Source organism: Noviherbaspirillum sp. Root189, from assembly GCF_001428545.1.
In the GTDB taxonomy this organism is placed as follows: Bacteria; Pseudomonadota; Gammaproteobacteria; order Burkholderiales; family Burkholderiaceae_D; genus Noviherbaspirillum.
The window spans coordinates 1-23,866 of record NZ_LMHZ01000015.1; the positions used below are offsets into that span (position 1 = coordinate 1).

Sequence of the window (23,866 nt, forward strand, 5' to 3'; positions counted from 1 at the left end):
GTGGCAAAGTACAGCATCGGGGTGGCGACCACGCCGAGGTCGATCACATTGATGCCGGCGCGTTGCAGGCCCGAGGCCAATGCGGCCGACAGTTCAGGACCGGACAGACGGCCGTCACGGCCGATGACCACGGTTTGTTCGCCTTTGACACGGGCTGCCGTACCGAATGCCTGACCGATTTGCCGGGCTACACCTATGTCGAGAGTCTTGCCCACGATTCCGCGGATATCGTAAGCCTTGAAAATACCTGGAGAGAGATTGACCACTTTTCGCTAAGCCAAAAGAGAAGTTAAGAGGATTGGGATGCCGTAAGACAGATACCAGGAAGTGGTGATGACGAGCTATGACTCGGAACTTGGAGAACCATGGTTGCTACCATGGTTCTCCGCTTGCACAGGTTCAGCCTGCGCGGATGGATTACGACGCTTCGATCAGCGGCGTATTGCCTGCAGGTCGTTGGTTGTAGCCGTTGCGGCCGTACGTGTAGCCATATCCGTAGCGACCCGGACGGACCTTGAGGTCATTGAACAATACGCCTTTCGCTTCCAGACCAGCCTGTGCCAGGCGCTTCATTGATTCGTTGATCTCGCCCGGTGTCGTGACACCGGCACGGGTCATGATGTAGATCGCACCGGCATGCGCGCCGATGATCATGGTATCGGCGACAGCCAGGATAGGCGGAGCATCGATCAGCACGAGGTCATAACGCGACGACAGTTCCTGCAGGAAGGCGCCGAAGTTCGGGCGCAGCAGCAGTTCGGACGGATGCTGCGGCAAGGTACCTGTCGTGATGAAGTCCATGTTGTCGATCACGCTGTGATGGATCACCTGGTCGAGGCGGCGCGCACCGGCAATCGCGTCCGACAGGCCATCATGACGGCCGAAGCCGAAGTACAGATGCAACAGGCCATTGCGCAAGTCGGCATCGATCAGCAGGACCTTCTTGCCAGTGGCAGCCATGATGGCGGCCAGGTTGGCGGAGACGAAGGACTTGCCCATACCAGGCGTTGCGCCAGTGATCAGAACGATATTGTTCTTGAACTTGGGCAGCGAGAACTGCAGTGCCGTGCGGAAGTTGCGCAAGCTCTCCACCGCGACGTCGGTCGACGAGACATTGGCCAGCAGCGGCACCTTCTGATGCTTGGCACTGACTTGCTGGTACAGCTCCTTCTGCTTCTTGCTGTGCGGGATGGTGGCAAAGACAGGCACACCAGCGATTGCTTCCAGCTTTTCCGGCGAATCGATACCACCAGCCAGGGACTTACGCAGGAAGGCTGCGACGACACCCAGGAACAGACCTGCCATCACACCGAGTGCGATGAGGACCGGACGGTTTGGCTTGATCGGCTTTTCGGGCATCATCGGCGTATCGACGAGGCGCACATTGCTGACCTTGCCTACGGTGACCAGGCGAAGTTGCTGTGCTGTGTTCAGCAACTGGGTGTAGAGGTCCGTGTTGACTTTGACTTCACGCGACAGACGCAGCAGGTTCTGTTCGATCTGCGGCAGCTGCTTGATATGGTCGTTCATGGCATTGATCTGGCCATTGATTTCTTTCAGCTGCATGTCGATGCCCTGCACTGCAGGATGGTCTTCGGTATAGCGACCCAGCAGTTCGATCTTCTTCTGCTGCAATTCCATCTTTTTCAGCTTTGCGGCGGACGACTGTTGCAGGCTCAGCTTGGATTCTTCGCCCAGGTCAATCGTGCCGTTGGCATTACGGAAAGCGTTGTACTTCGCTTCTGCCTGCTCGAGTGTCTGCTTGATTTCAGGGAGTTGCTTGTTCAGGTAAGCCAGGGATTTTTCCGCTTCCTCGGTTTTGCGCGCGGCGTTCTGCTTGATGTATTCCTTGCCGATCTCGCCCAGCACGCCATTGATCAGGCGCGGGTCGGAGCCTTGCAGGCTGACGCCGATGACACCGGACTGTTTGCCGCCGAGCTCTTCCACTTTCATGGAATTCTGGATGCCCTCAATCGTGGCCAGTCGGGAGTAACGCGACAACTGGAACTGCGCGCCCGGCTTGCCGTCGAGTTGATCGATACGGATCTCGATCGTGCCTTTGGGCATTTCAAAAATCGATGTTTCGCCAACCTTGGCGCGGAGATCGATGCCCTGATCCTTTTGCGTCAGGCGATAAGCGCCATTGCCTTCGGCAGTGACGGTAAACTCACGGTTCAGCAGGTTCTCCGGTACGTTGAAGATATCGACATTAATCTTCTCGGCGCCCCATACATAGCCGCCGTAGCCCAGCACACCCGGGTTGGACAACTGCTTGTTCTTCCCTGCGAGCCAGGAGCCAATGCCCGGAAAATATTTCGGCGATGCGCTGATGTACAGTCGCAGGTTATCGATGGCACGGGATACCACCAGGCGCGACTGCAGCAACTCGATCTCAGCCATTGCCGAAGTCTTGACATCGAACATGGCCGACAAGTCGCCGACAATATTCTTGGATTCTTTCGGGCCCTCTTCTTCCACATGGATGAGCATGTTGGACTGATACATCGGTGTGGAAATGAAGGCATAGGCGGCGGCCAGTAATGTCGCCACCAGGACGATCGTGGTGATCAGCCAGCGGCTTTCCCACAGGACGTCCAGATAGCTCGCCAGCTCGGCTTGCGGTTCTTCAATCCGGACGGGGCCGGTTAGCTGCGGAGGTATGTTATGAGTCATCATAAGGTTATCTGCTTGTAGTGAGTGCGTTCATGTTCGGTGTCGGAAAACTGCTCTGGTGGACATGCTGATCCGGCTCGGCGTGGCGAAACATCGACACAGCGCGGGATGCCCGGTGGTGATCCATCAGGACATCCTCTGCTGGAGATTGCCGCGAGCCTGGGCAGTCAACACCGCGTCATCATCTGGCTGGCTGCGCCGCGCCCACTGCGGAGGACAATGCGCCTGGCAGCAGAAGACTGATGGAACGATGCCAGTTCGCCAGGGGCGTTGCCGCGACATAGACAACGTCTTTTGGAGCAAGCTCGAATCCTTCCGCCATCGCCAGCGCACCGGGCGCACGACCGTCAAGCTGATAGACGACCTGATCCGCACCGTTCTTGCGCACGACATATATCTGGCTGCCATCGCCACTGAGCGGGTTGACGCCACCGGATTCGCCAAGGGCTTCATTGAGCGTCAGGCGTCCGTTATACATGGGAAGCGCGCGCGGGCTGACCACCTCGCCAGAAACAAACACCTTGCTCTCGTCGCGCGAACGCACGCGCACCACATCGCCGTTGGTCAGCATGATGCTGCCGGGATTCACACCACGCTGCACCAGTTGAGGAAGGTTGATGTGATAGTTGACGCCGTTGCGGTTGACGACAACCTGGCTCTGGTCACCGGTGGGCAGTACACCACCTGCCCGGTTGAGCGCCTCGACCAGGGTCATCGGAATGTCATTGATTGCCTGCAGGCCGGGGTTCTTCACCTCACCGTCTACATAGACACGCTTGCTGCGGAATGACTGCACGCGCAGTGTGACCCTCGGTTGCTTGAGATACTTGGAAAGCTTGGTCGCCAGCATGTTGCGCGCCTGGTCTTGCGTCATGCCGGCCACCTTCAACGGGCCTGCATACGGGAACTGGATCACTCCTTCGTGGTCGACAATAAATCCGGCTGGTGGCGCTGTGGTGGCGGAAGTCGATGCATCGGCGCCTACACCTACCGGACCGCCGGCGGCGACGGTCGCGGAGTTGGAGAGTTCAGGATGATCCCAGACCACGATCGACAGCACATCTCCAGGGTCGATGGTGTAAGGCGCCGGCTTGTCGAGCAGTTTGCTGATGTCCTGGGAGACCTGCTTCTCGCGCAGTTCGCGTTCGGTCTTTACCAGCTGTGGAGTAATCGGTTTGAGCACTGCGTCAATGGCTTCATTTCCTGCCGCGCCAGCCTGGTTCGATGCGCTGTACCCGGAGGTATGTTCTTTCGTATTGAAGTGCAAACCGGGAGCGACGGATGCGCAACCTGCCGCGAACCATGGCATTACTAGAACCACACTCCATCTTTTTAAGGATGCCTTGGATTTGAACTGCATATGATTACTCCACGTGATTAGTACAAAACTGCCATGGCGAAAGATGGCATTTGCAATGTTTAGGGAAGCCCGGGTCGGATACGTCTTCGCACTGGCTCTACCGGTTTTAACAACGTCGACGCACAGGTGCTTGTGCAGGGATGTTCTTTGCTACGGTGACAGAGCAAAACGGCTGTGCAAAACGTTTCGTTCCCCCATCTTTTTCGTTGCCTTAGACCATCGGCGACTTATCTGATATACAACTCTACGTTTCCTCCTACTCGCTGTTTTGACGAGCATCAACGCAAAATAAGATATGAAACCGCGCTGTCTTAAAGCGTTGCGCGCCTTGTAAACACCGCTTCTGGCCCGCAAAATCAGACTCTTGAGAGAATGAATTGCGTTGTTGTCAAGATAGGAGAGAGTCAGGTCGGAAACCTTGCGCAAAAGCACGCGGCAACCCGACTACCTTTAATATGGATTAAAGAGTTGTGCTTCACGGTTACAAAAAGTCACGCTTACGTGCTCTAGCCGTGTGAATTGATTCCAGCCGGAATGTTCAGGCTGACTGCAGTGAATAAAGGCCGCAGGACACTGCGGGCCTTATTTGTATACCCGGGATTGGAATAGAAGAGGTAGTGATCATTCCCGCTGGCTGAGCTTTCGCAAATGCAGCTCAGCCTACGGGATATGTGATGACGCAAGAAACACCGAAAAAAGCGGGAAAACGATTAACCACTGGTGCTCACATTCGAATTTGTGCTCTTGGCTGTAGAACACGTCCGATACACCCAAACGGTGAATTCCTGCCTCTTTTCAGCTGCCACGTAGTGTTTGCAGCGGTGGATGCTTCAACACGTTACGCAAGCCGGCCCAGCCGCCGACAAATGCACAAACCGATCCGGTCAGCAAACCAACCAGCCAAACAATCGGACTGAATGACCATTCGAAATTGAATACGTAACGCGCCAGTACCCAGCCGATTACCGCGGCGCCGGTCGCCGCCAGCACACCCGCCAAGCCACCGACCAGTGCAAACTCTATCCACTGCGCCTGCGACAATTGCGAACGCGTTGCACCAAGTGCACGCAACAGGCCCGACTCGCGTATGCGCTCATCCTGAGACCCGACCAGTGCCGCATACAGCACGAGCACGCCGGACGCCAGCGTAAACAGGAACAGGAATTCCACGGCGGTAATGACCTGATCCACAACGGCCTGCACTTGACGGACAATACTGCCAATATCGACAATGGTCAGGTTGGGATAGTCACGGGTTAATTCATTCGCCAGGGCGGACCTTTCCTCAGGCAAATGAAATGCGGTAATCCAGGTTTGCGGCATGTCCTTTACCAGCGATGGATTCAGGATCACAAAGAAGTTAACCCGCATGGAGCCCCACTCCAGCTTGCGCAAGCTGGTGACTTTCGCTTCTACTTGCTGGCCGCCGATATCGAAGCGCAGACGATCGCCCAGCTTGACGTTAAGCGTCTTGGCCAGCCCTTCTTCAACCGATGCTTCCGGCTGACTATCATCCAGCCAGTGACCGGCGACGATCTTGTTCTGCGCGGGAATGGTCCGCATGGTGGACAGGTTGAATTCACGATCGACAAGCCGGCGTGCCCGGTCATCCACATAGGTATCGCCGGTAATGACGGTGTCATTGATTTTGATGAGGCGTCCACGAATCATCGGATACAGTGCGGGCGTGCCCTCTCCCGTTCCGGTCAGCCGTTGTTCAATGGCGGCTTTCTGATCGGGCTGGATATTCAGGATGAAACGGTTTGGTGCATCGGGGGGAGTGGAGTCCTTCCAGGCATTGACCAGATCGCCGCGTATGACGGTCAGCAACAGCAACGCCATCAGGCCAAGTGATAATGCAACAATCTGCACGACGGTGGCACCCGTACGCCGCTGTAACGCGGTCACCGCAAATCTCCAGCCGGGATGACTGATGCCGCCGCGCAGGTACCGCAGCGATCGCACCGCAGCCCACCCTATGGCAGCAAAGACGGCGAAACCGCCGAGAAAACCCGCAGCCGTCAGCAACCCTAACTTGGGGTTTCCTGATTGCCACAAAAGCAGCGAGACGAACACGAACAATCCCAAGCCATAGGTGGCCAGGGTAGCCGGCTTTGGTGGGTCCTGTTCACGACGGATGACACGATTATGCGGGACATTGCGCAATTGCAGGATCGGCGGGATTGCAAAACCGACCAGTAACAGTAAACCTGTCGCGATTCCCTGCAGCGCCGGCAGCCAGCTTGCCGCAGGCAACTCGTTGGTCACCAGTTTGCCAAGCCATTCCAGCAGCACAAAATGCGAGGCAAAGCCCAGCGCCGCACCCAGAGCGCTGCCAGCCAGTCCGACCAGGAAGAATTCGATCAGGTACATCGACGTCACCTGGTTTTGCGTCAGGCCGAGAAACCGCAGCATTGCGCAGGCATCCAGGTGTCGCAGCATGAAACGGCGTGCGGCCATCGCTACCGCAATCGCGGCCAGCATGGCGGACAGCAATCCAACCAGCGACAAAAACTGCTCGGCACGGTCCAGCGTCGCCCGCATTTCAGGCCGCCCGGTTTCCAGTGACTCGATGCGCACACCCTTGGCGTTTTCGCGTTCTATTACCTGCTGCAGCCATTTTTGATAGCTTTTCACAGCAGTCGGCGGCCCGGCCAGCAGCATCCGATAAGTCACGCGGGAGCCGGCCTGGATCAGGTTGGTCGCGGCCAGGTCCTGCATCGACAGCATGATGCGCGGCGCGAAGTTGATGAACCCGGCCCCACGGTCCGGTTCGATGGAAATAATTTTGTCGACACGGAAGGAAATGTCGCCCAGTCTTAACTGTTCTCCAGTGCGTATGCCCAGTGCCGGCAACACGGTTTTGTCCACCCAGACCGTGCCGGAAGCGGGAATATCATGCGTTTCGATGTCACTGCCTTCCGTGGCGCCGGCGAGCTTCACACTTCCACGCAAAGGATAGCCTTCGGAGACCGCCTTGATCGAAGCAAGCTGTGACTGCGTCTTGTCGCCCTCTCCCGCCAGGGCCATGCTGGGAAAGGTGACGGTATCGGCCACCGTCAGGCCACGCCGTTGTGCCTCCGCACGCCAGTTGGCATTAACTGGCTGGTCGGCATTCACGACCAGGTCGCCACCCAGCAACTGGTGGGCATCCCGCGCCAGGCCCGCCCGCATGCGATCGATAAAAAACCCGATCGATGAAAGTGAAGCCACGGCCACCACGAGCGCGATCAGCAGGAAACGCAACTCTCCCGCCCGCCAGTCCCGGCGGGTCATCTGTACTGCCTGCATGAACATCAGGTACTCAGCTTTCTGAAAAGCCATTGCAAGCCGCGCCAGAGTTTAGGCAGCAGCCACAAGGCTACGAGGAAGAAAACGGCGAGGAATCCGAACAGGACCCACGGATAAAAGAAGGCGGCCCACAGGCCACCCATGACGGCGACTTCCTCGGAAAAGGATGCGGCCCAATTACTGAAAGGCTCTGGAGAAGTATTGATCAAAGCGCGGCTGCCAGCCTTGGTCATGTGCGCGCCGGCAGCAAATGTCCCTCCGAGCAAGGCGGCAATGGTCGACCATTCCGTTCCCATTTCTCCAAGTGCCGCTGCGCCGAGCACCGCCCCGGCCGGCACACGTATGAAGGTCTGGATGGCATCCCAGGCCGAGTCGATACCGGGTACTTTATCGGCAAGGAATTCAACGATCAGCAGGATACCGGTGACACCGATTACCCACGGCGATTGCAATATTTCGAGTGCGGGAGGCAGGTCAATCCAGCCGGACCGGCCGAACAGTCCAGCGATGAACAGGGTCATGTAAAGACGGATGCCGCTGGCCCAGGACAGTCCTCCTGCAAGCGCGGCGGCCGACAACGGATCGGTCACGATGTCCTCCCCGCCGGTGCGTAAGGACAAAGCACCACCTGTCCAAACCCGGGTATGGGTGCTGCTACCGGCATTGCGCTATCGCCTGTCATAAAATTCCTGCTGTCCTTTCGTCCGACTGTTGCAGGCTCACCGATGCCCGCCGCCCTGAATTCTGACTGTGCCGGATTTGCCTGATCGACTTATCCCGTTGCAGTCGTCTCCAGCCTTCATTTCCCAAAGAAGGTATCTACCTCTCCAAGGTACTTCCGTCTGGATTCGGAATCAACAAAAGAAGCTTCGAAACTGTTACGCGCCAATTGATATGCATGCTCCTTATTTAACGGCAAGGCGTCGAACATCTGGAGGAAATTTTCGTTCACATATCCGCCGAAGTAAGCCGGGTCGTCGGAGTTGACTGTGACGACCAGGCCGGCGTCCAGCAACTTGAGGAGGTTATGGTCAACAGCTTTGTCGAATACGCGCAACTTGATGTTCGACAACGGGCACACGGTCAGCGGCACCCTGTCGCGCGCCAGCCGTTTAGTCAGTTCCGGATCTTCCAGGCAACGCACGCCATGGTCAATGCGCTCCACCTGCAAGAGATCGAGCGCAGTTTCAATATACTCCGGCGGTCCTTCTTCACCGGCATGCGCCACCAGGTGCAAGCCTAGCTCTTTGCATTGGGCAAAAACGCGGGCAAATTTTTCGGGCGGATGCCCTTTTTCGGAGGAATCGAGTCCGACGCCAACAAACTTATCTCTATAAGGCAGGGACATTTCCAGGGTGATAAACGCATCTTCCTCGCTCAGGTGGCGAAGGAAACACATGATCAGCGAGGCGCTGAGATCCCATTTCCTGCGGGCATCTTGTGTGGCGCGATAGATGCCGTTGACGACCGTTTCGAAGCTGACGCCTCGTTCGGTATGAGTCTGCGGGTCAAAGAAGAGCTCGGCATGACGGACATTATCATCGTGGGCGCGCTGCAGGTAAGCCCAAGTCATGTCATAGAAGTCCTGCTCGGTAAGGAGCACGCTTGCTCCCGCATAGTAAATGTCCAGGAAAGATTGCAAATCCTTGAAAGCGTACGCGCGGCGCAATTCCTCCACCGATGCATAGTTCAGCTTGACGCCATTGCGCTCGGCAAGCGCAAAAATCAATTCCGGTTCCAGCGAGCCTTCAATGTGCATGTGCAGCTCCGCCTTCGGCATGCGCTGGAGGACATTTCGCAGTTCAGCGTCCATCGGTTTTCCTTGTTTGAATTCAATTGCCGATAATTTTACGGCTAACAAGGTGCACGTGCGCGCCACTCATGCCCACTTTGCAAACTTTTTAGATCAGGGCGTACAGCTACTACGGTTGCCCGGGACCGCGACGCAGCGCTTCGCATTTCATTTTACCGTTCAGATTGTTGCGCCCGGGCCTGCACTGACATGGGTTTTTTCATATATCTCCTGGCACGGTGTGCAGCGCTCAGCGGTGGGCTGCACCTTCAGCCTCTCAAAGGGAATATCCGTCTCGCAGTCGACGCAGCTGCCATACCTGTCCTCGGCCATGCGGGTCCGTGCCGCTTCGATCGCCCGCAGTTCGCCAAGGTCACGATTGACCGCTGCGTTGTCAAGATCCACGGCAAGGTTGGCGAATGAGGAGTCGCCCGGGTCGGGCACCTCGGTAGCGACATCAAGATAGTCGTCCCGGCTATTTACTTCCGTGTGCAATTCGTCTTGCAGTTCGCTGTAACGCTTGTCGAGCACATGCTTGAGCTCGCTCAATTGCTGTTGGGTCAGGTTTGCCATTTCTTTCTTTCAAAGGGAGAAGCCGGACACGTTGCGACGCGAGGCATAAGGACTGCGCAGGCGGATGTCGTTGTCCCGCTCGCGCAGGTTCCACCATGCGGCGAAGGCCAGCCCGGCGGCCAGTAGCGTCATCATGGCTTTCGGATGGGTAACCGCTTGGGTGTACAGGCTGGATTCAAAAACATGACCTTCATACCCCTGTCTCTCTTGCAGGTCGGTACCGGGACTGTAGAGGCTGTGCTGGTTCTTGTCGCGCGGAGGCCGGTTGGTTTTCTGCTGTGAGAACCCGAAGCGTTTCATCAGACTGTCCATCACACGCGGAGCGTGATAGGCACTTGCCGCGACAAATCGCGCGGCACCACCGACAAAGATGTCGCGCTTGAAATTTTCAGCCGCGTACAGGATGGCATTGGCAGCGACTTCGGGGGCGTAGATGGGAGGCGGCAACTTCGGCTCCACCTCCATGTAGTTCTTTGCATGCTCGACGAACATCGTATCGATGGCTGCAGGCTTGATCAGGCTAACGGCAACCGGTGCGCCCTCTTCTTCAAGTTCGAGACGAAGCGAGTCGGTAAACCCCTTGACCGCATGCTTGGAAGCGGAATACATCCCTTGTAAGGGCACCGCGCGATCCGATACTTCACTGCCGAGATTGATGATCGCCCCACCGTTTTTTTTAAGATGCTCAACCGCAACCAGGGAGCCGTGCACGGTACCCCAGAAATTTGTCTGGAACAGCTTTCTCTGGTCTTCCAGCGATACGTCTTCGGTACGTCCAAAGATGGATACCCCGGCATTATTGACCCAGGTATCGAATCCGCCGAAGCGGTCAATGGCAGCCTGGGCGATGCGGCGCACATCTTCTTCAATCCCGACGTCGGCAACGACATGAATAACGTCGTTGCCCTTTTTCGATAATTCGAAATTCAGTTGCTTGAGCGCATCTTCGTTGCGAGCCGCCAGCACCAGCTTTGCACCACGCTGAGCCGCATGTCTTGCCGTTGTCAGGCCGATGCCACTCGTCGCGCCGGTAATGACCACGACCTGTTCCGATAGTTTTTTCAGTCGATATTTCATCTGGACGCTCCTTTCCGGAAAAGGCTTCAGCGAAATCCATGCCCGCGACAACTCTGCTTGCCAAAGCGACAATCCAGCCATGTGGGCATCAACTTGCTGCAATTTTTACCCTATGCATGCGCGTTTTTGCATTATCCCGGACAAGACCCAGACTAGAATCATGAGGCAAATCCCTTCATGTTTCTTTCTGCGAGGACGTAACGGGAACTGATTGCTGCCAGCGATGCCGATATACTGCGGCACCAAAGTCATCATCAGCGAAGGTGTATCAGCAAAATGCGCTCCATTACCATTACGCTCAACGACGAGGAGCAAGCGCTCCTTACCGAAGAGTACAAAAAAATGTCAATCGACTGGCTTCGTTGCCGTCCGGGAACGCTGCCGCCAGCGTTCGAACAGTGGGTGACAGACCGAACGATAGCCAGCATCCGGGAAAGCGCCTTGCGCGGAACCGAAAGCGAAGAAATCAGGGCCATCGATGCCATCGAGAAGCTGATTACTGGGCTGCGTCCAAACGGCTTCGGGCTGGTGCATTTCGGCAAGGCGGGCATCGAACCGGCCGACTCGGCCGAAGAACTGGCGGACAAGATGGCAACCGAACTTGGCCTGTCGCGTACGCGCGCAAACCGGATCCGAGAATTGCTCGTAAATTATGCAAAGCATCCGAAGGAAATTGCTGACGCCGGCCATGTCGTTGTCACACGGCGAACCTACGGCGCATTGCATGAAGCCTACCGTGAACTTGTGTTGCGTACCGAAAAGGCGCGCAAGCGGCTGGGGGAAGACAAGGCATTGGGAAGGGTCGAAGGCGGAGTCGCCATCCTGGTTAGCCTCAATGTCATGACGCGTGAAACCGCACAAGCAAAAACCGACGCGTTCAAGTTGCAGCAAGACAGCATTGGCTGACGAAACCGGTGCCGTTCACATTTCGCGAATCAAGCCACGGCGACAATCACTGACGATCAGCATCCATACACGAGGTGTCCGATGAGCTATCCGAAGAATCAGTTTGGTGTCCCGCAATTTCCGGATCATGACGCGCGCAGGCTGTTCGTCCTGCTGTCGGCAATCGACCTTCTCGAGCGCCCGACCGTCTCGGCGATCGCCGACCTGACCAGCCAGGACCGCGACCGTATTGACGACGACATCATGCGTCTAAGGGAAGAATTCGGTGTCGTGCTGCACAAGGTCGGCGAGATCTATCACATCGAATCCTGGGGCGACGTGCTGCAAAAAGATGGGGTCACCCGGTTCCTTAAGACACAATGAGGGGACGGCCGCTGCCGAACGATCGCTCTTTGTCATTCATTCATTCATTCGTGCAGCCGGCATCTCAAATCGGGCGAACCCCTGGGACGTGCCGGACTCTAAACGTACAAGTCACGAAAGGAACCGGATATGTCAGAGAAAACTTCCCCCTCTTCGGATACGGCTGATCAGCCATCCAGGAAAGCCAATGTCACTGAAGCAAGCAAGGTCCCGCCTGGCCCTTATGTAGGCAGGCCGCTCGACGGTAGCCAGTACATCGATGTTGTGGAGGAGCAGGAATATGCCGACCGGCCCCCTTCACGCGAGGAACAGCAACCGCGTTATTCCTACCTCAAGCATGGCCAGCCGAAAGACAAGGCTTGATGGCGGCAACCCCGCAACTCCGCCGCTGTTGCCTGAACTTCCGGCAAAACAGCGCGATGTTCGGCATTGAGGTAGTCGTTCGCTTATCTGCCCAGTACGGCAAGCGTGGCGGAATGTATTTGGGCATGTATTTGCCCGCCAGGTACCTGATGCGGAATAGGATCCTGTAGCGGCGTCGGATCCGGTTGCGGCACTTCCAGCGGCGGCTCCTGGCCGGGCTGCGGGTTGGTTTGAGAACGGCAGATCGGCGCCACGAAAGTCTCTTCCAGGAAGTCGATCAGGCTGTCGATGGCAGAAGCCAGTCCAGGCGGATTCCAGGTAATGTCCATGTCACTCCTTGTGGCGATGCAGTCGAAAGCCCATCGTACTACCGCAAGGAGTGGCGGCCTTGATGATTGTCAGCGTGACGACAGCACGATACCTGACACAATCAAGCCAAACGCAATAATGTGATAAACATGCGGCATCTCCCCGAGAAAGGCCGACGACATCACTGCGGCAAATAACGGCGTGAGGTTGCTGAAGAATCCGGCGATATTCGGCCCCACTCGCTGAACGCCTATTCCCCAGCAACGAAACGCAAGCACCGCGGGTCCGATAGCGACATACAGCAAAGCGGCCAATAGTTGCCAGCTCCATGTAATTTCCCGTCCGGTAACGGCCCACTCTCCACCCGCAAATACACCCGACCAGACGACGCCATAAACAACCTGGGCCATCAGGAATGGCGCCCAGCGACTGCGCAAGGCAGCCGGCACTTGGGATCGCGTGAGCAACCAGCTATAGAGCGACCATGCAATCGTGGCCAGGATCATGAACATATCGCCAGCGACTAAGCGCAGGGAAAGCAACTGGTTCAGTTCACCCCGGCTCAGCACAAACAGCACCCCTGCAATGGAACAAGCCGCGCCCAGGATTTGTTTGCGACTCACCGGCGCTTTGAAGAACAGATAACCGATCAGCAGCATCCACACGGGCATGCTCGCAGCGACCAACGTGACGTTGATCGGTGTCGATGTCTGCAAGGCGAGATACTGCAATGCGTTATACATGCCAATACCCAGCAGCCCCAGGACAGCCAGGCTGCGACGATGCGCCCACAGCCCGCTACCCGGCCGCAAGACGGTAGCGGCAAGCGGCAACAGGATGACAAATGCGATGGCCCAGCGCAGGAAGTTGAGCATCAGCGGCGGAACCATGTCATGAACGAGACGTCCGACGATGGCATTGCCCGCCCACAGCAGTGGTGGCACCACCAGCAATAGCGCCGTGGCGGGGGTCAATTGGCGATTCATGGATGAGTTAGGAAAATCGATGCGGGGAACGGTTATGCGTCGTTATCTTTGCCGGCTAGCGGCCAAAGAAACGAGCTGAAGCATACGCGATTTTCGCGACTCGCGTGCCCTCGATGTGGCGCGCTACCAGGTCGCTACCCGGATGGGCTTCAATTCACATCAGTCATCAAGATGGGTGCAAAACAGAGCACGTCCTACGTATCCGCAGAGCGCTTTGATGGCGTTTGGGGCGAACGCTGTAAGACAAGCATAGAGTGGAATAAGATAACTGTCTGGATTTATAGTGACCGCGACCTGCTAGCGAGATGTTTCTCTCCACAGTCCTTGCCCACCCTTGAAAGGGCTGCGGGTTTTTTATTTTAAAGGCTGTGTGCAAATGGAATTGAAATGGACTTGTAAAGCGACGTGACAACTGCCAGCGCATAGCAGCCCATGGCTCGTGACAGTGCCATCATGTTCAATGTGACGCCCTCGTTCCCTGAATTGAGACACCTGAACCGGCGACCGTCTTGGTGGCTTCGTCAGGCGTCGCCTGCGAGGCGGGACGAAGGAGCCCTCGAATGCTTTCCCAGATCGTGTCACGCAAGATTAATAGCGCCGCGCCCAGGTAGATGGCAAGGAGTATGGCGATCGCGCAGATGGAGCTATGGATGACTGATAGGTTCTCTTCCATTTCATGCATGGTTTTCCCCTGGATGCCTCTGTTTGTACCAATGTAATGACTTATTCCAGAAGCAACTTGAGATGCCGCAAGGAAGCAATGGGCCCTTTGGACAGCCTGGCACCGTCCAGATCATTGATGCGGAAAACCTGGTTTTGGATACCCAGCAGGAAGGCCAAAACAAAAAAGCTCCCGATCGGGAGCTTTTTATCACCACAAGGTATGCGGTTATCGTCACGTTGAAATCAACTAACTTACTGACTTCAAGGACAAAATGTACGTGGCGGAGGCTGTGAGATTCGAACTCACGGACGGGTCACCCCGTCGGCAGTTTTCAAGACTGCTGGTTTAAACCACTCACCCAAACCTCCTTACCCTTGACGCTGCTCGAGACGCGACGACCGGAGCCGATCATATGTCCGCGACGTTTCGGGAATGCGAATTATACCTAACTCGCCGTCACTTGCCGATTCCTCAACGCGATTTAGTTGAGAAAGATTTGCTGCAAATCATTTAAAAATCGGCGTCCCAGTTCTGTGGGCCGGATGATACGGTGATCGCGGTACAACAGGCCCTTTGTCTCTGCAAGATTAAGCTGCTTCTCGATCGCGTTCAAGGTCAGGCCAGTACGTTCGGCAAACAGGTTGACCTCGAAACCCTCATTCAGCCGCAAGGCGTTAAGCATGAATTCAAAGCCCAAGTCATCCCGGCCCAGTTCGAATTCTTCCTGGATCGGCCTACCGGCATTGACCTGTTCAAGATAAGCCTTGGGTTGCTTGTAACGCATCTGCCGCACGATGCGATGAGGAAATGAAATCTTGGAATGGGCTCCAGCCCCGATACCGACATAATCACCGAATTGCCAATAGTTCAAGTTATGCCGCGCCTGGCGACCGGGCTGCGCATACGCTGACACTTCGTAGTGCTGATACCCGGCAGCAGCAGTTTGCGCAAACAGCATGTCCTGCATTTCCGCGCTGCTATCGTCATCCGGCACGACTGGCGGGTGCTTTGCAAAATAGGTATTCGGCTCCAGCGTCAAGTGGTAAAGCGATAGATGCGGAGGGGCAAAGGCAATTGCAGTCGAGACATCTTCTTTTGCTTCCTCCAGCGTTTGCGAAGGCAGTGCAAACATCAGGTCGAGATTGAAGTTATCAAAATTGGCATGCGCGATGTCGACTGCCTTTCTTGCTTCGTTGGCATCGTGGATACGTCCAAGCGCTTCCAGGTGCCGCGCATTGAAACTCTGTATCCCGATCGATAAGCGGTTGATACCGCTGGCGCGATAGGAGCGGAACTTGTCCGCTTCAAAGGTGCCGGGATTGGCCTCCATCGTGACTTCGATCGCCCCGTCGAGCGGTAGCAAGGTGCGGATATCAGACATCAGACGGTCCAGTCCGGCCGCCGACATCAGGCTCGGGGTACCGCCGCCAATGAAGATCGTATAGATCTTGCGACCCCAGATCAGCGGCAGCGCCATTTCGAGGTCCCTGCGCATAGCGGCAAGATATTCCTCCTCCGGAAAACCGCCACGCACCTCATGCGAGTTGAAATCGCAATACGGGCACTTGCGTACACACCATGGAAAATGCACATACAAGGACAAGGGCGGGAGCGCAGTCAACTGCAGAGCGCCCGGTCGCAGGAAGGCGTTGGCGACATCCACCGGCGAGGACGGCGCGCTGCTTGCAGTCCCTGCGGCGCTCGCTACGCTGCCGGAGCCGACAGGCTTAATCGGAATCATCTTAATTTCTCTACCAGAACTCGTAATGCCTGCCCTCGATGGGACAAACGGTTTTTTTCATCTGCGCTTAATTCGGCAGCAGTCTTGCCCAACGCCGGCAGCCAGAAATACGGGTCATACCCGAAACCACCCTCACCGCGCGCCGTTGCGATAATTTCACCATCCCAGCGCCCTTCGGCAATGACTGGCTGCGGATCGTCAGCATGACGGACGAAGACCAGCACGCAGTAATAGTAGGCCGATTTGTCCTCCCGTGCTGCGAGATCGGCAATCAGTTTCTGATTATTGCGGGTGTCGGATTTCGGTTCGCCGGCATAACGTGCGGAATACACGCCCGGCGCACCGCCGAGGGCATTCGCACAGACGCCGGAGTCGTCAGCCAATGCAGGCAGGCCCGTCAGACGCGCCGCATGCCGTGCCTTCGCGAGCGCATTCTCGACGAAAGTCGGATGCGGTTCTTCCGCTTCCGGCACATTGAATTCGCCCTGTGGTCGCACATCGAAGCCGAGCGGCGCGAGCATCTGGCCAAATTCCTTCAACTTGCCGGCGTTATTGGAAGCCAGAACAATGGTTTTTGTCATAAATGAAACAACCATGGCGCACCGGGTGGGCTGACCATGGTTGGAGAAGAAAAACGTGTAGTGTAAATGACTGACGATTTCTCTTGCGGGTTCCCATTGCTGGGCGGACGGAGCGTCCTCGTTGCTTTACCCAGGCCGTCGCTTAAGCAGCCAGTGCTGCCTTCTGCAAAGTGATCAGTTCGCCAATGCCCTTGTCCGCAAGGTCAAGCAAACGGTTCATGGTCGTCCGATCGAAGGCCGCGCCTTCGGCCGTGCCTTGCACCTCGACGAAATGGCCCGCGTCGGTCATCACCACATTCATATCTGTGTCGCAGTCCGAATCTTCGAGGTAATCGAGATCCAGCACCGGCATGCCGCGATAGACGCCGACGGATACCGCAGCCACGAAATGCTTGATCGGGATGGTAATGATCAGTCCATTTTGTACAAGCTTGCTGAATGCATCATGCGCGGCAACCATCGCTCCGGTAATCGCCGCGGTACGTGTGCCGCCGTCGGCCTGGATAACGTCGCAATCGAGATGCAAGGTGCGCTCACCAAACGCCTGCAAGTCAAAGGCTGCGCGCAAGGAGCGGCCGATCAGGCGCTGGATTTCCTGAGTGCGACCTGATTGCTTGCCTTTCGCCGCTTCACGATCCATACGTGAATGCGTGGAGCGCGGCAGCATGCCGTACTCGGCGGTCATCCATCCCTGCCCTTTCCCCTTAAGGAAGCCCGGCACCTTTTCTTCGATACTTGCGGTGCAGATTAGCTTGGTATCGCCGAACTCGATCAGCACCGAGCCTTCAGCATGCCGTGTGTAATGACGGGTAATTCGAACGGGGCGCAAAGCATCTGCCGTGCGCCCGCTGGGACGGTTTTCAGACGTCATGGATCAAGCCTTAATTTTTGGACGTGACGCGTGATGATTTTTCAATCGCGCCACGGATTTCTTCAATTGCCTTCTCGATTTCGGAATCATCGAAGATATCGGCGTTCTCGAGATCAGCATGCCGCGGAGCCTGGATGGTCGTGGTGACGCTACCGATCGGCAGGGTATGTGTCGCAATCGTGTTTGGCGAATCCTGCAACACGCTGGCCCCTTCCCACATCATCGCCAATGCCGTGACATTGTCGCTGGTCTTGCCGGCGATACCGACCGCCGTTGCCAGCAGGTCCGGTACGGCGCGCACAATAGTGTTCTGGTGCAGGCTTTGCGCAAGCACGTGGTCAGGCAACACCGACCACAGCCCATCCGAGCAAAGCAGAATCACATCGCCAGCCTGAAGACTCGCACGGCGCGACAATTCCACGATCGGCATGTTCGGCGCCCCAAGGCAGTTGAAGAGCTTGTTGCGCTCGGGATGCGTATCACGCTCCGAAGGATCGACCTTTCCCTGCGCGATCAGCGTCTCGATACGTGAGTGATCCCGCGTGCGCGACAGGATCTGTCCCTGGCGCATCCAGTACAGACGCGAGTCGCCACAGTGCGCCCAGTAGGCGCTGTTGTGCTGGATCAGGCAGGCAACGATCGTCGTCCGGGGCGTCTCTGGCAGATTATTGATCGCGCGGTAGCGATGGATTTCGCGGTGTGCGGCAAAAAAGCTCTCTTCAAGGAATTTTTCCGGCTTCTTGACGTAAGGCTTCGCGTTTTGCTGGAACAGGGAACCGATCGTCTGCAGGGAGATGGTCGCCGCCATTTCACCCTGTATATGTCCACCCATGCCATCAGCCAGCAACAGCAGCAACGCATCGCGCGTGAAGCTGTAGCCCATGCGGTCCTGGTTGTTACGGCGGCCGCCGATCTGGCTTTCCTGATAAACGGAGAATCGCATGATGGCCGCCTATTGCGTCGTGTTGTGGATGGTCGTATTGCTGACCCGGTTGGACTTGCCAAAGCCGCTAAAGAAGCCCCGCAGCCTGGTTGACATCTTTTCCATGAAGTCGGCTTCCTTTGGTTCCGGAATCGGTTCGCGCAAGGCTTTCTGCAGCGCGAACACGCTTTGCGGTCGCTCCAGCGGGTCGATACGCAGGCTCCAGCGAATTACCTGGATCAGCTCGCGCGAGTAGATGTTTTCCAGCTTGCGGAAATGGTCTTCCATTTTGTCGTTGACCTTGCGCTGGTCCGCTGGTTGCGGGGGCGCACCGACCATGCAGGCAAACATGGAAGCACCAATGCTGTAGATGTCCGTCCACGGCCCGAGGGTACCGTTCTTGGCATACAGCTCAGGCGGCGCAAAGCCAGGGGTGTACATCGGATACAGCTTCGGCAAATCGGTCTTGAGTGTTTGCCGCGCGGCGCCGAAGTCAAGCAGGATGGGCGTACCGTCCATGCGCAAATAGATATTGGCGGGCTTGAGGTCGAGGTGCAGTAGTTTGTTCGCGTGCACCTCACGCAAGCCGTTCATCACCTGGTTGAACATCTTGCGGATAAAGCGCTCAGATACCAGCGGTCGTTCGCCCTTCTCGCGCCGGCGCAGGATGTGGTCCTGCAGCGACCGTCCGGACTCGTAAGCCATCACCATGTACACCGTATCGTTCGCGCGAAAGAAATTCACGACACTGACGACGTTGGGATGGGAAATGCGGGCCAACGCGCGGCCCTCCTCGAAGAAACACTTGAGACCAATACGGAATACCGGCAGGTTGTCCGCGGAAATCGCGGGCACCAGTTCACCAGGCTGGCGCAACGCCAGAGAGCTCGGCAGGTATTCCTTGATGGCGACAGCATTGCCGTCTTCGTCGTAGGCCAGGTAAACGATACTGAACCCGCCGGACGCAATCTTCTTTACAATGCGATATCCAGCGATTTCAAGCCCATCTGGCAACGGAGCGTTGTTTTGCGAAGCCATGTCGTCCTTACAGAATGTACTTGGGATTGTCTTGATAAATCACTGTTTTGTAAAGCATAAGGGTTGAACCTTGACTATTTCGAGCATGACCGGATACGCGGTCGCCACACGCGAAAGCAGCGCCGGCACATTGACCGTCGAACTGAAAAGCGTCAATTCGCGTTTTCTTGACCTGCAATTCCGCATCAATGACGACCTGCGCGCGGTTGAGCCCGCGTTGCGTGAAGCCATCATGGGGCGCATTAGCCGTGGCAAAGTCGAATGCCGCGTGAGCTTCGGACGCAAAACTGCCACCGGCGCCTCGCAGGCGCTCAATGCAGGCGTGCTCGACGCATTGGCGAAAATGCAACAGCAGGTACGCGCCCAGTTTGCCGAGGCCGCCCCACTTTCGGTTAACGAAGTCCTGCGCTGGCCTGGCGTTATCGAAGACGCGGAAATCGCACAGGATGCGTTGCAGGCCGATGTGCAGGCAACGGTGTCCCAAGCCCTCGACGCATTTGTCGACAGTCGCGCACGAGAAGGCGCGGCGCTGCAAACCATGCTGCTGTCGCGTGTTGATGACCTGGAAGCGATCGTCGCCCGTCTGACACCGATGATTCCGCAAGCTATCGCACAATTTCAGCAAAAAGCCACCGACCGGATGAAGGAAGCGCTGGGCATCGCGAGCCAGAACGGGTCGGGAACGCCAGCCACCCTGTCGCGCGAGGAAGCGCTGGAGCGCATCCGCCAGGAAGTCACACTTTACGGTATCCGCATCGATGTGGCCGAAGAGCTGTCGCGCTTGTCCACTCACCTGACCGAGACCCGCCACATCCTCAAAAAAGGTGGTCAGGTCGGCAAGCGCCTGGATTTCATGATGCAGGAACTCAATCGAGAAGCCAATACCGTTGGTTCGAAAGCGGCGCTCAAGGAGTTGTCGGATGGTTCGATGGCCATGAAACTGCTGATTGAACAAATGCGCGAGCAAGTCCAGAATCTTGAATAAACGGCAATATCAAGCTGATACTGAGCAATTTTTCAGCGCCATTGCCGCGTTTTGCATCCTTTACCGAGAATTTCATGATTGAACCAAAATCGTCCTCCGGCAGCGTTTTCATGGTGGTCGCTCCGTCCGGGGCCGGCAAATCCACCCTGGTCAATGCCCTGTTGGCCCAGGAACCGGCGCTCAAGCTGTCGATCTCCTTTACCACACGCCAACCGCGCCCGGCCGAACAGCACGGTCGCGAATATTACTTCACCAGCGTCGAGGATTTCCTCAAAAGACGCGAAGCCGGGGAATTTTTGGAATCGGCCGAAGTCCACGGTAATTACTATGGAACATCAAGGTTGCTGATCGAGGACCAGATCAAGGCAGGAACCGACGTCCTCCTGGAAATCGACTGGCAAGGTGCGCAGCAGGTCAAGAAGCAGTTTCCGGAAGCAGTCGGCATCTTTATTCTGCCTCCGTCGATTGCGGCACTGGAAGAGCGGCTGACCAAGCGCGGGCAGGACGATTCGCACGTAATTACACGGCGGATCCTGGCGGCGGGCGGCGAAATCGCGCACGCCCCGGAGTTCGAATATGTTATTATTAATCAAGAGTTTGCAACGGCTTTGTCGGAACTGACCTCGATCGTCAAAGCAACCCGTTGCCGGTTTGCGCAACAAGCCGCCCGTAACATTTCCCTGTTCGCCCAACTGGGCATTCACGCCAATCCAATCTGATATCGCGTTTTTAGGAGCAAGCATGGCCCGTATTACTATCGAAGATTGCCTCAAGCAGATCCCCAACCGCTTCCAGCTGACTTTGTCGGCAACCTACCGTGCACGCCAGCTGTTGCAAGGTCATACACCCAAGGTCGATGCCAAGGACAAGCCGACTGTCGTCGCGCTGCGCGAGATCGCTGCCGGCAAGGTTGGCATTGAAATGCTGAAAAAAGTCCCGAGCTAAAGTTTTACCCGCCCCCAATCCGTCGGATACCGCATGAATCGAAAGATTTTTGCTACAAAGTCCAGGTTTGGGGGTGCACCAACGCGATGCGACTGATATCCTTTACGTATGAACCTGATACCTGCAGATTCAACACTGTCAGTTGCTCCAAATAGCCGAGCGACACCCGATCGCCCGGCCGCAAAGAATTCCGACCCCGCCCTGAAGCACGATCCATCCAACCCCCCTGCAGCCTATCCGGCCGGTGTCGCCTCCGTCACTCTGCTCAACAACAAGCTGACTGAATATCTCACGCCTTCCGAAATGAAGAAGGTGAAGGAAGCGTATCGCTTTTCCGATGAGATGCATCTTGGCCAGATCCGGAAATCGGGTGAGCCTTACATTTCCCATCCAATTGCGGTTGCCGAGATTTGCGCCGACTGGAAACTCGACGCACAGGCGATTATGGCCGCGCTGCTGCACGACGTGATGGAGGACCAGGATGTCAAGAAAGAAGAGTTGATCGAGCGCTTCGGCGCGCCGGTGGCCACGCTGGTGGACGGACTGTCCAAACTCGACAAGATTGAATTCCAGAGCCAGATCGAAGCCCAGGCCGAGAATTTCCGGAAGATGCTGCTGGCGATGGCCCGCGACGTCCGCGTCATACTCGTCAAGCTGGCCGACCGCTTGCACAATATGCGCACGCTTGGCTTCATGTCGCCGGACAAGAAGCGGCGTATCGCACGCGAGACGATGGAAGTTTATGTGCCGATCGCCCATCGTCTTGGCCTCAATAACATCTATCGTGAGCTACAGGATCTGGCCTTCTCGCACCTGTATCCGGTTCGTTACAAGACACTATCCAAAGCCGTCAAGGCCGCCCGCGGCAACCGACGCGAAGTTGTCAGCAAGATTCTCGATTCGGTCAAGAATACCCTGGCTGCAACCGGCATTCAGGCGCAGGTCTACGGTCGTGAAAAGACGCTGTATGGCATTTACCGCAAGATGCGCAACAAGCACCTGTCCTTCTCACAGGTGCTCGATGTCTACGGTTTTCGTATCGTCGTTGACAGCTTTGCCAACTGTTATGTCGCCCTCGGCACGCTGCATGCGCTGTACAAACCGATGCCGGGCAAGTTCAAGGATTACATTGCCATTCCCAAACTGAACGGCTACCAGTCTCTGCACACCACGCTGATCGGCCCTTACGGCACGCCGGTCGAATTCCAGATTCGCACGACCGAGATGCACCGTGTCGCGGAAGCCGGCGTTGCAGCACACTGGCTGTACAAGGATGATGATGCCAGCCTGACCGACCTGCAGCAACGCACTCACGCATGGTTGCAGTCCCTGCTCGACATCCAGAAGCAAACCGGCGATTCGGCGGAATTCCTTGAACACGTCAAGGTCGACCTCTTCCCGGATTCGGTCTATGTGTTCACGCCGAAGTCAAAAATCATCGCCCTGCCGCGCGGCGCGACGGTTCTCGACTTTGCCTATACGATTCACACCGATATTGGCGATCAGGCAATTGCCGCACGGGTCAACCACGAACATGCCGCGCTGCGCGCCGAATTGCGCAATGGCGACATTGTCGAAATTGTCACCGCGCCGGCATCACGTCCCAGCCCGAACTGGCTGACGTTCGTCCGTACTGGCAAAGCACGGTCCGCAATTCGCCACCATCTGAGAACCATCAACCTGGCCGAGTCGACAGAGCTTGGCCGACGCCTTTTGGCCCAGGCGTTGAGCGCCATCGACATCGATCCGCTGTTGCCCGAAGGCCTGGTTGAAAAGCTGTTGAATGAATCCAGTGCCAAGTCGCTCGATGAACTGTACGCCGACATTGGTGTGGGTAAACGCATGGCCACGCTGGTTGCCCGCCATATTCGCGGCATGATGGAAAGCGACATCAATTCTCCACTGCCTCCCCTGGTCACCGAGAATGGCAATAGCAAACTTGATCCGGTCACCATCTATGGAAATGAAGGCTCCGCTGTGCAACTGGCTCAGTGCTGTCTGCCGATTCCGGGGGACGGCATCATAGGCCAGCTCAAGCGGGATCAGGGAATCACCGTCCACAGCACCGATTGCGAGACCGCCAAGCGTCAACAGACAAAGGAACCGGATCGCTGGATAGAACTGGCCTGGGGTGCGGATCTGAGCCGTCGCTTCGACTGCCGCATCAAAATCCTGGTGGACAACGAAAAAGGTGTCTTGGCCCGCGTGGCGGCTGAAATCGGGGAGTCCGATGCCAATATCACCTACGTCGGCATGGACGACGACCGAGATCACCTGATGAAGCAGCTGCGCTTTACGATTCAGGTTGAGGATCGCATTCACCTTGCCCGCCTGATGCGTAACGTCCGGCGCATCCCCGGTGTAGCCCGGATTCTCCGCGAACGCGCCTGAGTGTCGAGTCCTGTCGCAGGACAACGCATGCCGCC

At 56.6% G+C, this 23,866-nt stretch carries 22 protein-coding genes, 1 tRNA gene and 1 pseudogene; 7 read left to right on the forward strand and 17 right to left on the reverse strand.

Annotated features, from left to right (window positions below):
* The 8 genes and pseudogenes from ASE07_RS11200 to ASE07_RS11235 form a co-directional block, all read right to left on the reverse strand.
* Positions 1–266, reverse strand: a pseudogene (locus tag ASE07_RS11200) (phosphomannomutase/phosphoglucomutase); the annotation flags it as partial.
* Between the two features lie 151 nt (positions 267–417).
* Positions 418–2,676 (reverse strand): polysaccharide biosynthesis tyrosine autokinase, encoded by a 2,259-nt coding sequence (locus ASE07_RS11205; RefSeq protein WP_235548434.1) that lies wholly within the window; start codon positions 2,674–2,676, stop codon positions 418–420.
* A gap of 178 nt (positions 2,677–2,854) precedes the next feature.
* Positions 2,855–3,982, reverse strand: coding sequence for a polysaccharide biosynthesis/export family protein (locus tag ASE07_RS11210; protein WP_200960919.1), 1,128 nt, complete (start codon positions 3,980–3,982; stop codon positions 2,855–2,857).
* A gap of 846 nt (positions 3,983–4,828) precedes the next feature.
* Positions 4,829–7,330: an ABC transporter permease gene (locus ASE07_RS11215; protein WP_057290997.1), complete on the reverse strand. Its 2,502-nt coding sequence runs from the start codon at positions 7,328–7,330 to the stop codon at positions 4,829–4,831.
* Positions 7,330–7,944, reverse strand: coding sequence for a DUF4126 domain-containing protein (locus ASE07_RS11220; protein WP_268793420.1), 615 nt, complete (start codon positions 7,942–7,944; stop codon positions 7,330–7,332). Before ASE07_RS11220 ends, ASE07_RS11215 begins: the two co-directional genes overlap by 1 nt.
* 179 nt (positions 7,945–8,123) lie before the next feature.
* Positions 8,124–9,137, reverse strand: coding sequence for an adenosine deaminase (locus ASE07_RS11225; protein WP_057290916.1), 1,014 nt, complete (start codon positions 9,135–9,137; stop codon positions 8,124–8,126).
* A 159-nt stretch (positions 9,138–9,296) separates the two neighbouring features.
* Entirely contained in the window at positions 9,297–9,689 is a 393-nt protein-coding gene (locus ASE07_RS11230; RefSeq protein WP_057290917.1) for a TraR/DksA family transcriptional regulator, read from the reverse strand.
* A gap of 9 nt (positions 9,690–9,698) precedes the next feature.
* Positions 9,699–10,766, reverse strand: a complete 1,068-nt coding sequence (locus tag ASE07_RS11235; protein WP_082584094.1) for an SDR family oxidoreductase — start codon at positions 10,764–10,766, stop codon at positions 9,699–9,701.
* A gap of 276 nt (positions 10,767–11,042) precedes the next feature.
* On the opposite strand from ASE07_RS11235, the gene ASE07_RS11240 reads away from it, so the two are divergent.
* From ASE07_RS11240 to ASE07_RS11250, 3 genes are all read left to right on the forward strand, one after another.
* Positions 11,043–11,672 carry a hypothetical protein gene (locus ASE07_RS11240; protein WP_057290918.1) on the forward strand — a complete coding sequence of 210 codons (630 nt, stop codon included), beginning with the start codon at positions 11,043–11,045 and terminating at the stop codon, positions 11,670–11,672.
* Between the two features lie 81 nt (positions 11,673–11,753).
* Entirely contained in the window at positions 11,754–12,035 is a 282-nt protein-coding gene (locus tag ASE07_RS11245; RefSeq protein ID WP_057290919.1) for a hypothetical protein, read from the forward strand.
* 129 nt (positions 12,036–12,164) lie between these two features.
* Entirely contained in the window at positions 12,165–12,398 is a 234-nt protein-coding gene (locus tag ASE07_RS11250; RefSeq protein WP_057290920.1) for a hypothetical protein, read from the forward strand.
* An 83-nt stretch (positions 12,399–12,481) separates the two neighbouring features.
* Here the strand turns inward: ASE07_RS11250 and ASE07_RS11255 are convergent, their stop codons facing one another.
* The 9 genes from ASE07_RS11255 to ASE07_RS11295 form a co-directional block, all read right to left on the reverse strand.
* Positions 12,482–12,727, reverse strand: a complete 246-nt coding sequence (locus ASE07_RS11255) for a hypothetical protein (protein WP_057290921.1) — start codon at positions 12,725–12,727, stop codon at positions 12,482–12,484.
* A 69-nt stretch (positions 12,728–12,796) separates the two neighbouring features.
* Positions 12,797–13,693, reverse strand: a complete 897-nt coding sequence (locus ASE07_RS11260; RefSeq protein WP_057290922.1) for a DMT family transporter — start codon at positions 13,691–13,693, stop codon at positions 12,797–12,799.
* Positions 13,694–14,150: 457 nt separating this feature from the next.
* Positions 14,151–14,375: a hypothetical protein gene (locus ASE07_RS11265; RefSeq protein WP_156396539.1), complete on the reverse strand. Its 225-nt coding sequence runs from the start codon at positions 14,373–14,375 to the stop codon at positions 14,151–14,153.
* 260 nt (positions 14,376–14,635) lie between these two features.
* A tRNA-Ser gene (locus ASE07_RS11270) sits at positions 14,636–14,725 on the reverse strand.
* Positions 14,726–14,838: 113 nt separating this feature from the next.
* On the reverse strand, positions 14,839–16,098 hold the full coding sequence (gene hemW, locus ASE07_RS11275) for a radical SAM family heme chaperone HemW (RefSeq protein ID WP_057290924.1): 1,260 nt from the start codon (positions 16,096–16,098) through the stop codon (positions 14,839–14,841).
* Positions 16,095–16,679, reverse strand: coding sequence for an RdgB/HAM1 family non-canonical purine NTP pyrophosphatase (rdgB, locus tag ASE07_RS11280; RefSeq protein ID WP_057290925.1), 585 nt, complete (start codon positions 16,677–16,679; stop codon positions 16,095–16,097). The genes hemW and rdgB overlap by 4 nt, the downstream gene beginning before the upstream one ends.
* A 142-nt stretch (positions 16,680–16,821) precedes the next feature.
* The gene (gene rph / locus ASE07_RS11285; RefSeq protein WP_057290926.1) at positions 16,822–17,550 is read right to left on the reverse strand and encodes a ribonuclease PH; all 729 of its coding nucleotides are present in this window, start codon (positions 17,548–17,550) and stop codon (positions 16,822–16,824) included.
* A gap of 10 nt (positions 17,551–17,560) precedes the next feature.
* Complete coding sequence (locus ASE07_RS11290) at positions 17,561–18,493, reverse strand: PP2C family protein-serine/threonine phosphatase (RefSeq protein WP_057290927.1); 933 nt, start codon at positions 18,491–18,493, stop codon at positions 17,561–17,563.
* Between the two features lie 9 nt (positions 18,494–18,502).
* Positions 18,503–19,510, reverse strand: coding sequence for a serine/threonine protein kinase (locus ASE07_RS11295; RefSeq protein ID WP_057290928.1), 1,008 nt, complete (start codon positions 19,508–19,510; stop codon positions 18,503–18,505).
* A gap of 85 nt (positions 19,511–19,595) precedes the next feature.
* Between ASE07_RS11295 and ASE07_RS11300 the strand changes: the two genes are divergently transcribed.
* The 4 genes from ASE07_RS11300 (at position 19,596) to ASE07_RS11315 (ending at position 23,831) form a co-directional block, all read left to right on the forward strand.
* Complete coding sequence (locus ASE07_RS11300) at positions 19,596–20,495, forward strand: YicC/YloC family endoribonuclease (RefSeq protein WP_057290929.1); 900 nt, start codon at positions 19,596–19,598, stop codon at positions 20,493–20,495.
* 74 nt (positions 20,496–20,569) lie between these two features.
* Positions 20,570–21,214 carry a guanylate kinase gene (gene gmk, locus ASE07_RS11305; RefSeq protein ID WP_057290999.1) on the forward strand — a complete coding sequence of 215 codons (645 nt, stop codon included), beginning with the start codon at positions 20,570–20,572 and terminating at the stop codon, positions 21,212–21,214.
* 22 nt (positions 21,215–21,236) lie between these two features.
* Entirely contained in the window at positions 21,237–21,440 is a 204-nt protein-coding gene (gene rpoZ, locus ASE07_RS11310) for a DNA-directed RNA polymerase subunit omega (protein WP_057290930.1), read from the forward strand.
* 108 nt (positions 21,441–21,548) lie between these two features.
* The gene (locus ASE07_RS11315) at positions 21,549–23,831 is read left to right on the forward strand and encodes a RelA/SpoT family protein (RefSeq protein ID WP_057290931.1); all 2,283 of its coding nucleotides are present in this window, start codon (positions 21,549–21,551) and stop codon (positions 23,829–23,831) included.
* The last annotated feature ends 35 nt before the right edge of the window (positions 23,832–23,866 follow it).

Coding starts and splice junctions, on each gene's coding strand:
- ASE07_RS11290 (WP_057290927.1), bottom strand. CDS start 18,493: ATGCGATTCTCCGTTTATCAGGAAAGCCAGATCGGCGGCCGCCGTAAC.
- rph (WP_057290926.1), bottom strand. CDS start 17,550: ATGACGTCTGAAAACCGTCCCAGCGGGCGCACGGCAGATGCTTTGCGC.
- ASE07_RS11230 (WP_057290917.1), bottom strand. CDS start 9,689: ATGGCAAACCTGACCCAACAGCAATTGAGCGAGCTCAAGCATGTGCTC.
- ASE07_RS11250 (WP_057290920.1), top strand. CDS start 12,165: ATGTCAGAGAAAACTTCCCCCTCTTCGGATACGGCTGATCAGCCATCC.
- ASE07_RS11235 (WP_082584094.1), bottom strand. CDS start 10,766: ATGAAATATCGACTGAAAAAACTATCGGAACAGGTCGTGGTCATTACC.
- ASE07_RS11225 (WP_057290916.1), bottom strand. CDS start 9,137: ATGGACGCTGAACTGCGAAATGTCCTCCAGCGCATGCCGAAGGCGGAG.
- rpoZ (WP_057290930.1), top strand. CDS start 21,237: ATGGCCCGTATTACTATCGAAGATTGCCTCAAGCAGATCCCCAACCGC.
- ASE07_RS11240 (WP_057290918.1), top strand. CDS start 11,043: ATGCGCTCCATTACCATTACGCTCAACGACGAGGAGCAAGCGCTCCTT.
- ASE07_RS11205 (WP_235548434.1), bottom strand. CDS start 2,676: ATGATGACTCATAACATACCTCCGCAGCTAACCGGCCCCGTCCGGATT.
- ASE07_RS11210 (WP_200960919.1), bottom strand. CDS start 3,982: ATGCCATGGTTCGCGGCAGGTTGCGCATCCGTCGCTCCCGGTTTGCAC.
- ASE07_RS11295 (WP_057290928.1), bottom strand. CDS start 19,510: ATGGCTTCGCAAAACAACGCTCCGTTGCCAGATGGGCTTGAAATCGCT.
- ASE07_RS11300 (WP_057290929.1), top strand. CDS start 19,596: ATGACCGGATACGCGGTCGCCACACGCGAAAGCAGCGCCGGCACATTG.
- ASE07_RS11245 (WP_057290919.1), top strand. CDS start 11,754: ATGAGCTATCCGAAGAATCAGTTTGGTGTCCCGCAATTTCCGGATCAT.
- ASE07_RS11255 (WP_057290921.1), bottom strand. CDS start 12,727: ATGGACATTACCTGGAATCCGCCTGGACTGGCTTCTGCCATCGACAGC.
- ASE07_RS11315 (WP_057290931.1), top strand. CDS start 21,549: ATGAACCTGATACCTGCAGATTCAACACTGTCAGTTGCTCCAAATAGC.
- gmk (WP_057290999.1), top strand. CDS start 20,570: ATGATTGAACCAAAATCGTCCTCCGGCAGCGTTTTCATGGTGGTCGCT.
- ASE07_RS11265 (WP_156396539.1), bottom strand. CDS start 14,375: ATGCATGAAATGGAAGAGAACCTATCAGTCATCCATAGCTCCATCTGC.
- rdgB (WP_057290925.1), bottom strand. CDS start 16,679: ATGACAAAAACCATTGTTCTGGCTTCCAATAACGCCGGCAAGTTGAAG.
- ASE07_RS11260 (WP_057290922.1), bottom strand. CDS start 13,693: ATGAATCGCCAATTGACCCCCGCCACGGCGCTATTGCTGGTGGTGCCA.
- ASE07_RS11215 (WP_057290997.1), bottom strand. CDS start 7,330: ATGTTCATGCAGGCAGTACAGATGACCCGCCGGGACTGGCGGGCGGGA.
- hemW (WP_057290924.1), bottom strand. CDS start 16,098: ATGATTCCGATTAAGCCTGTCGGCTCCGGCAGCGTAGCGAGCGCCGCA.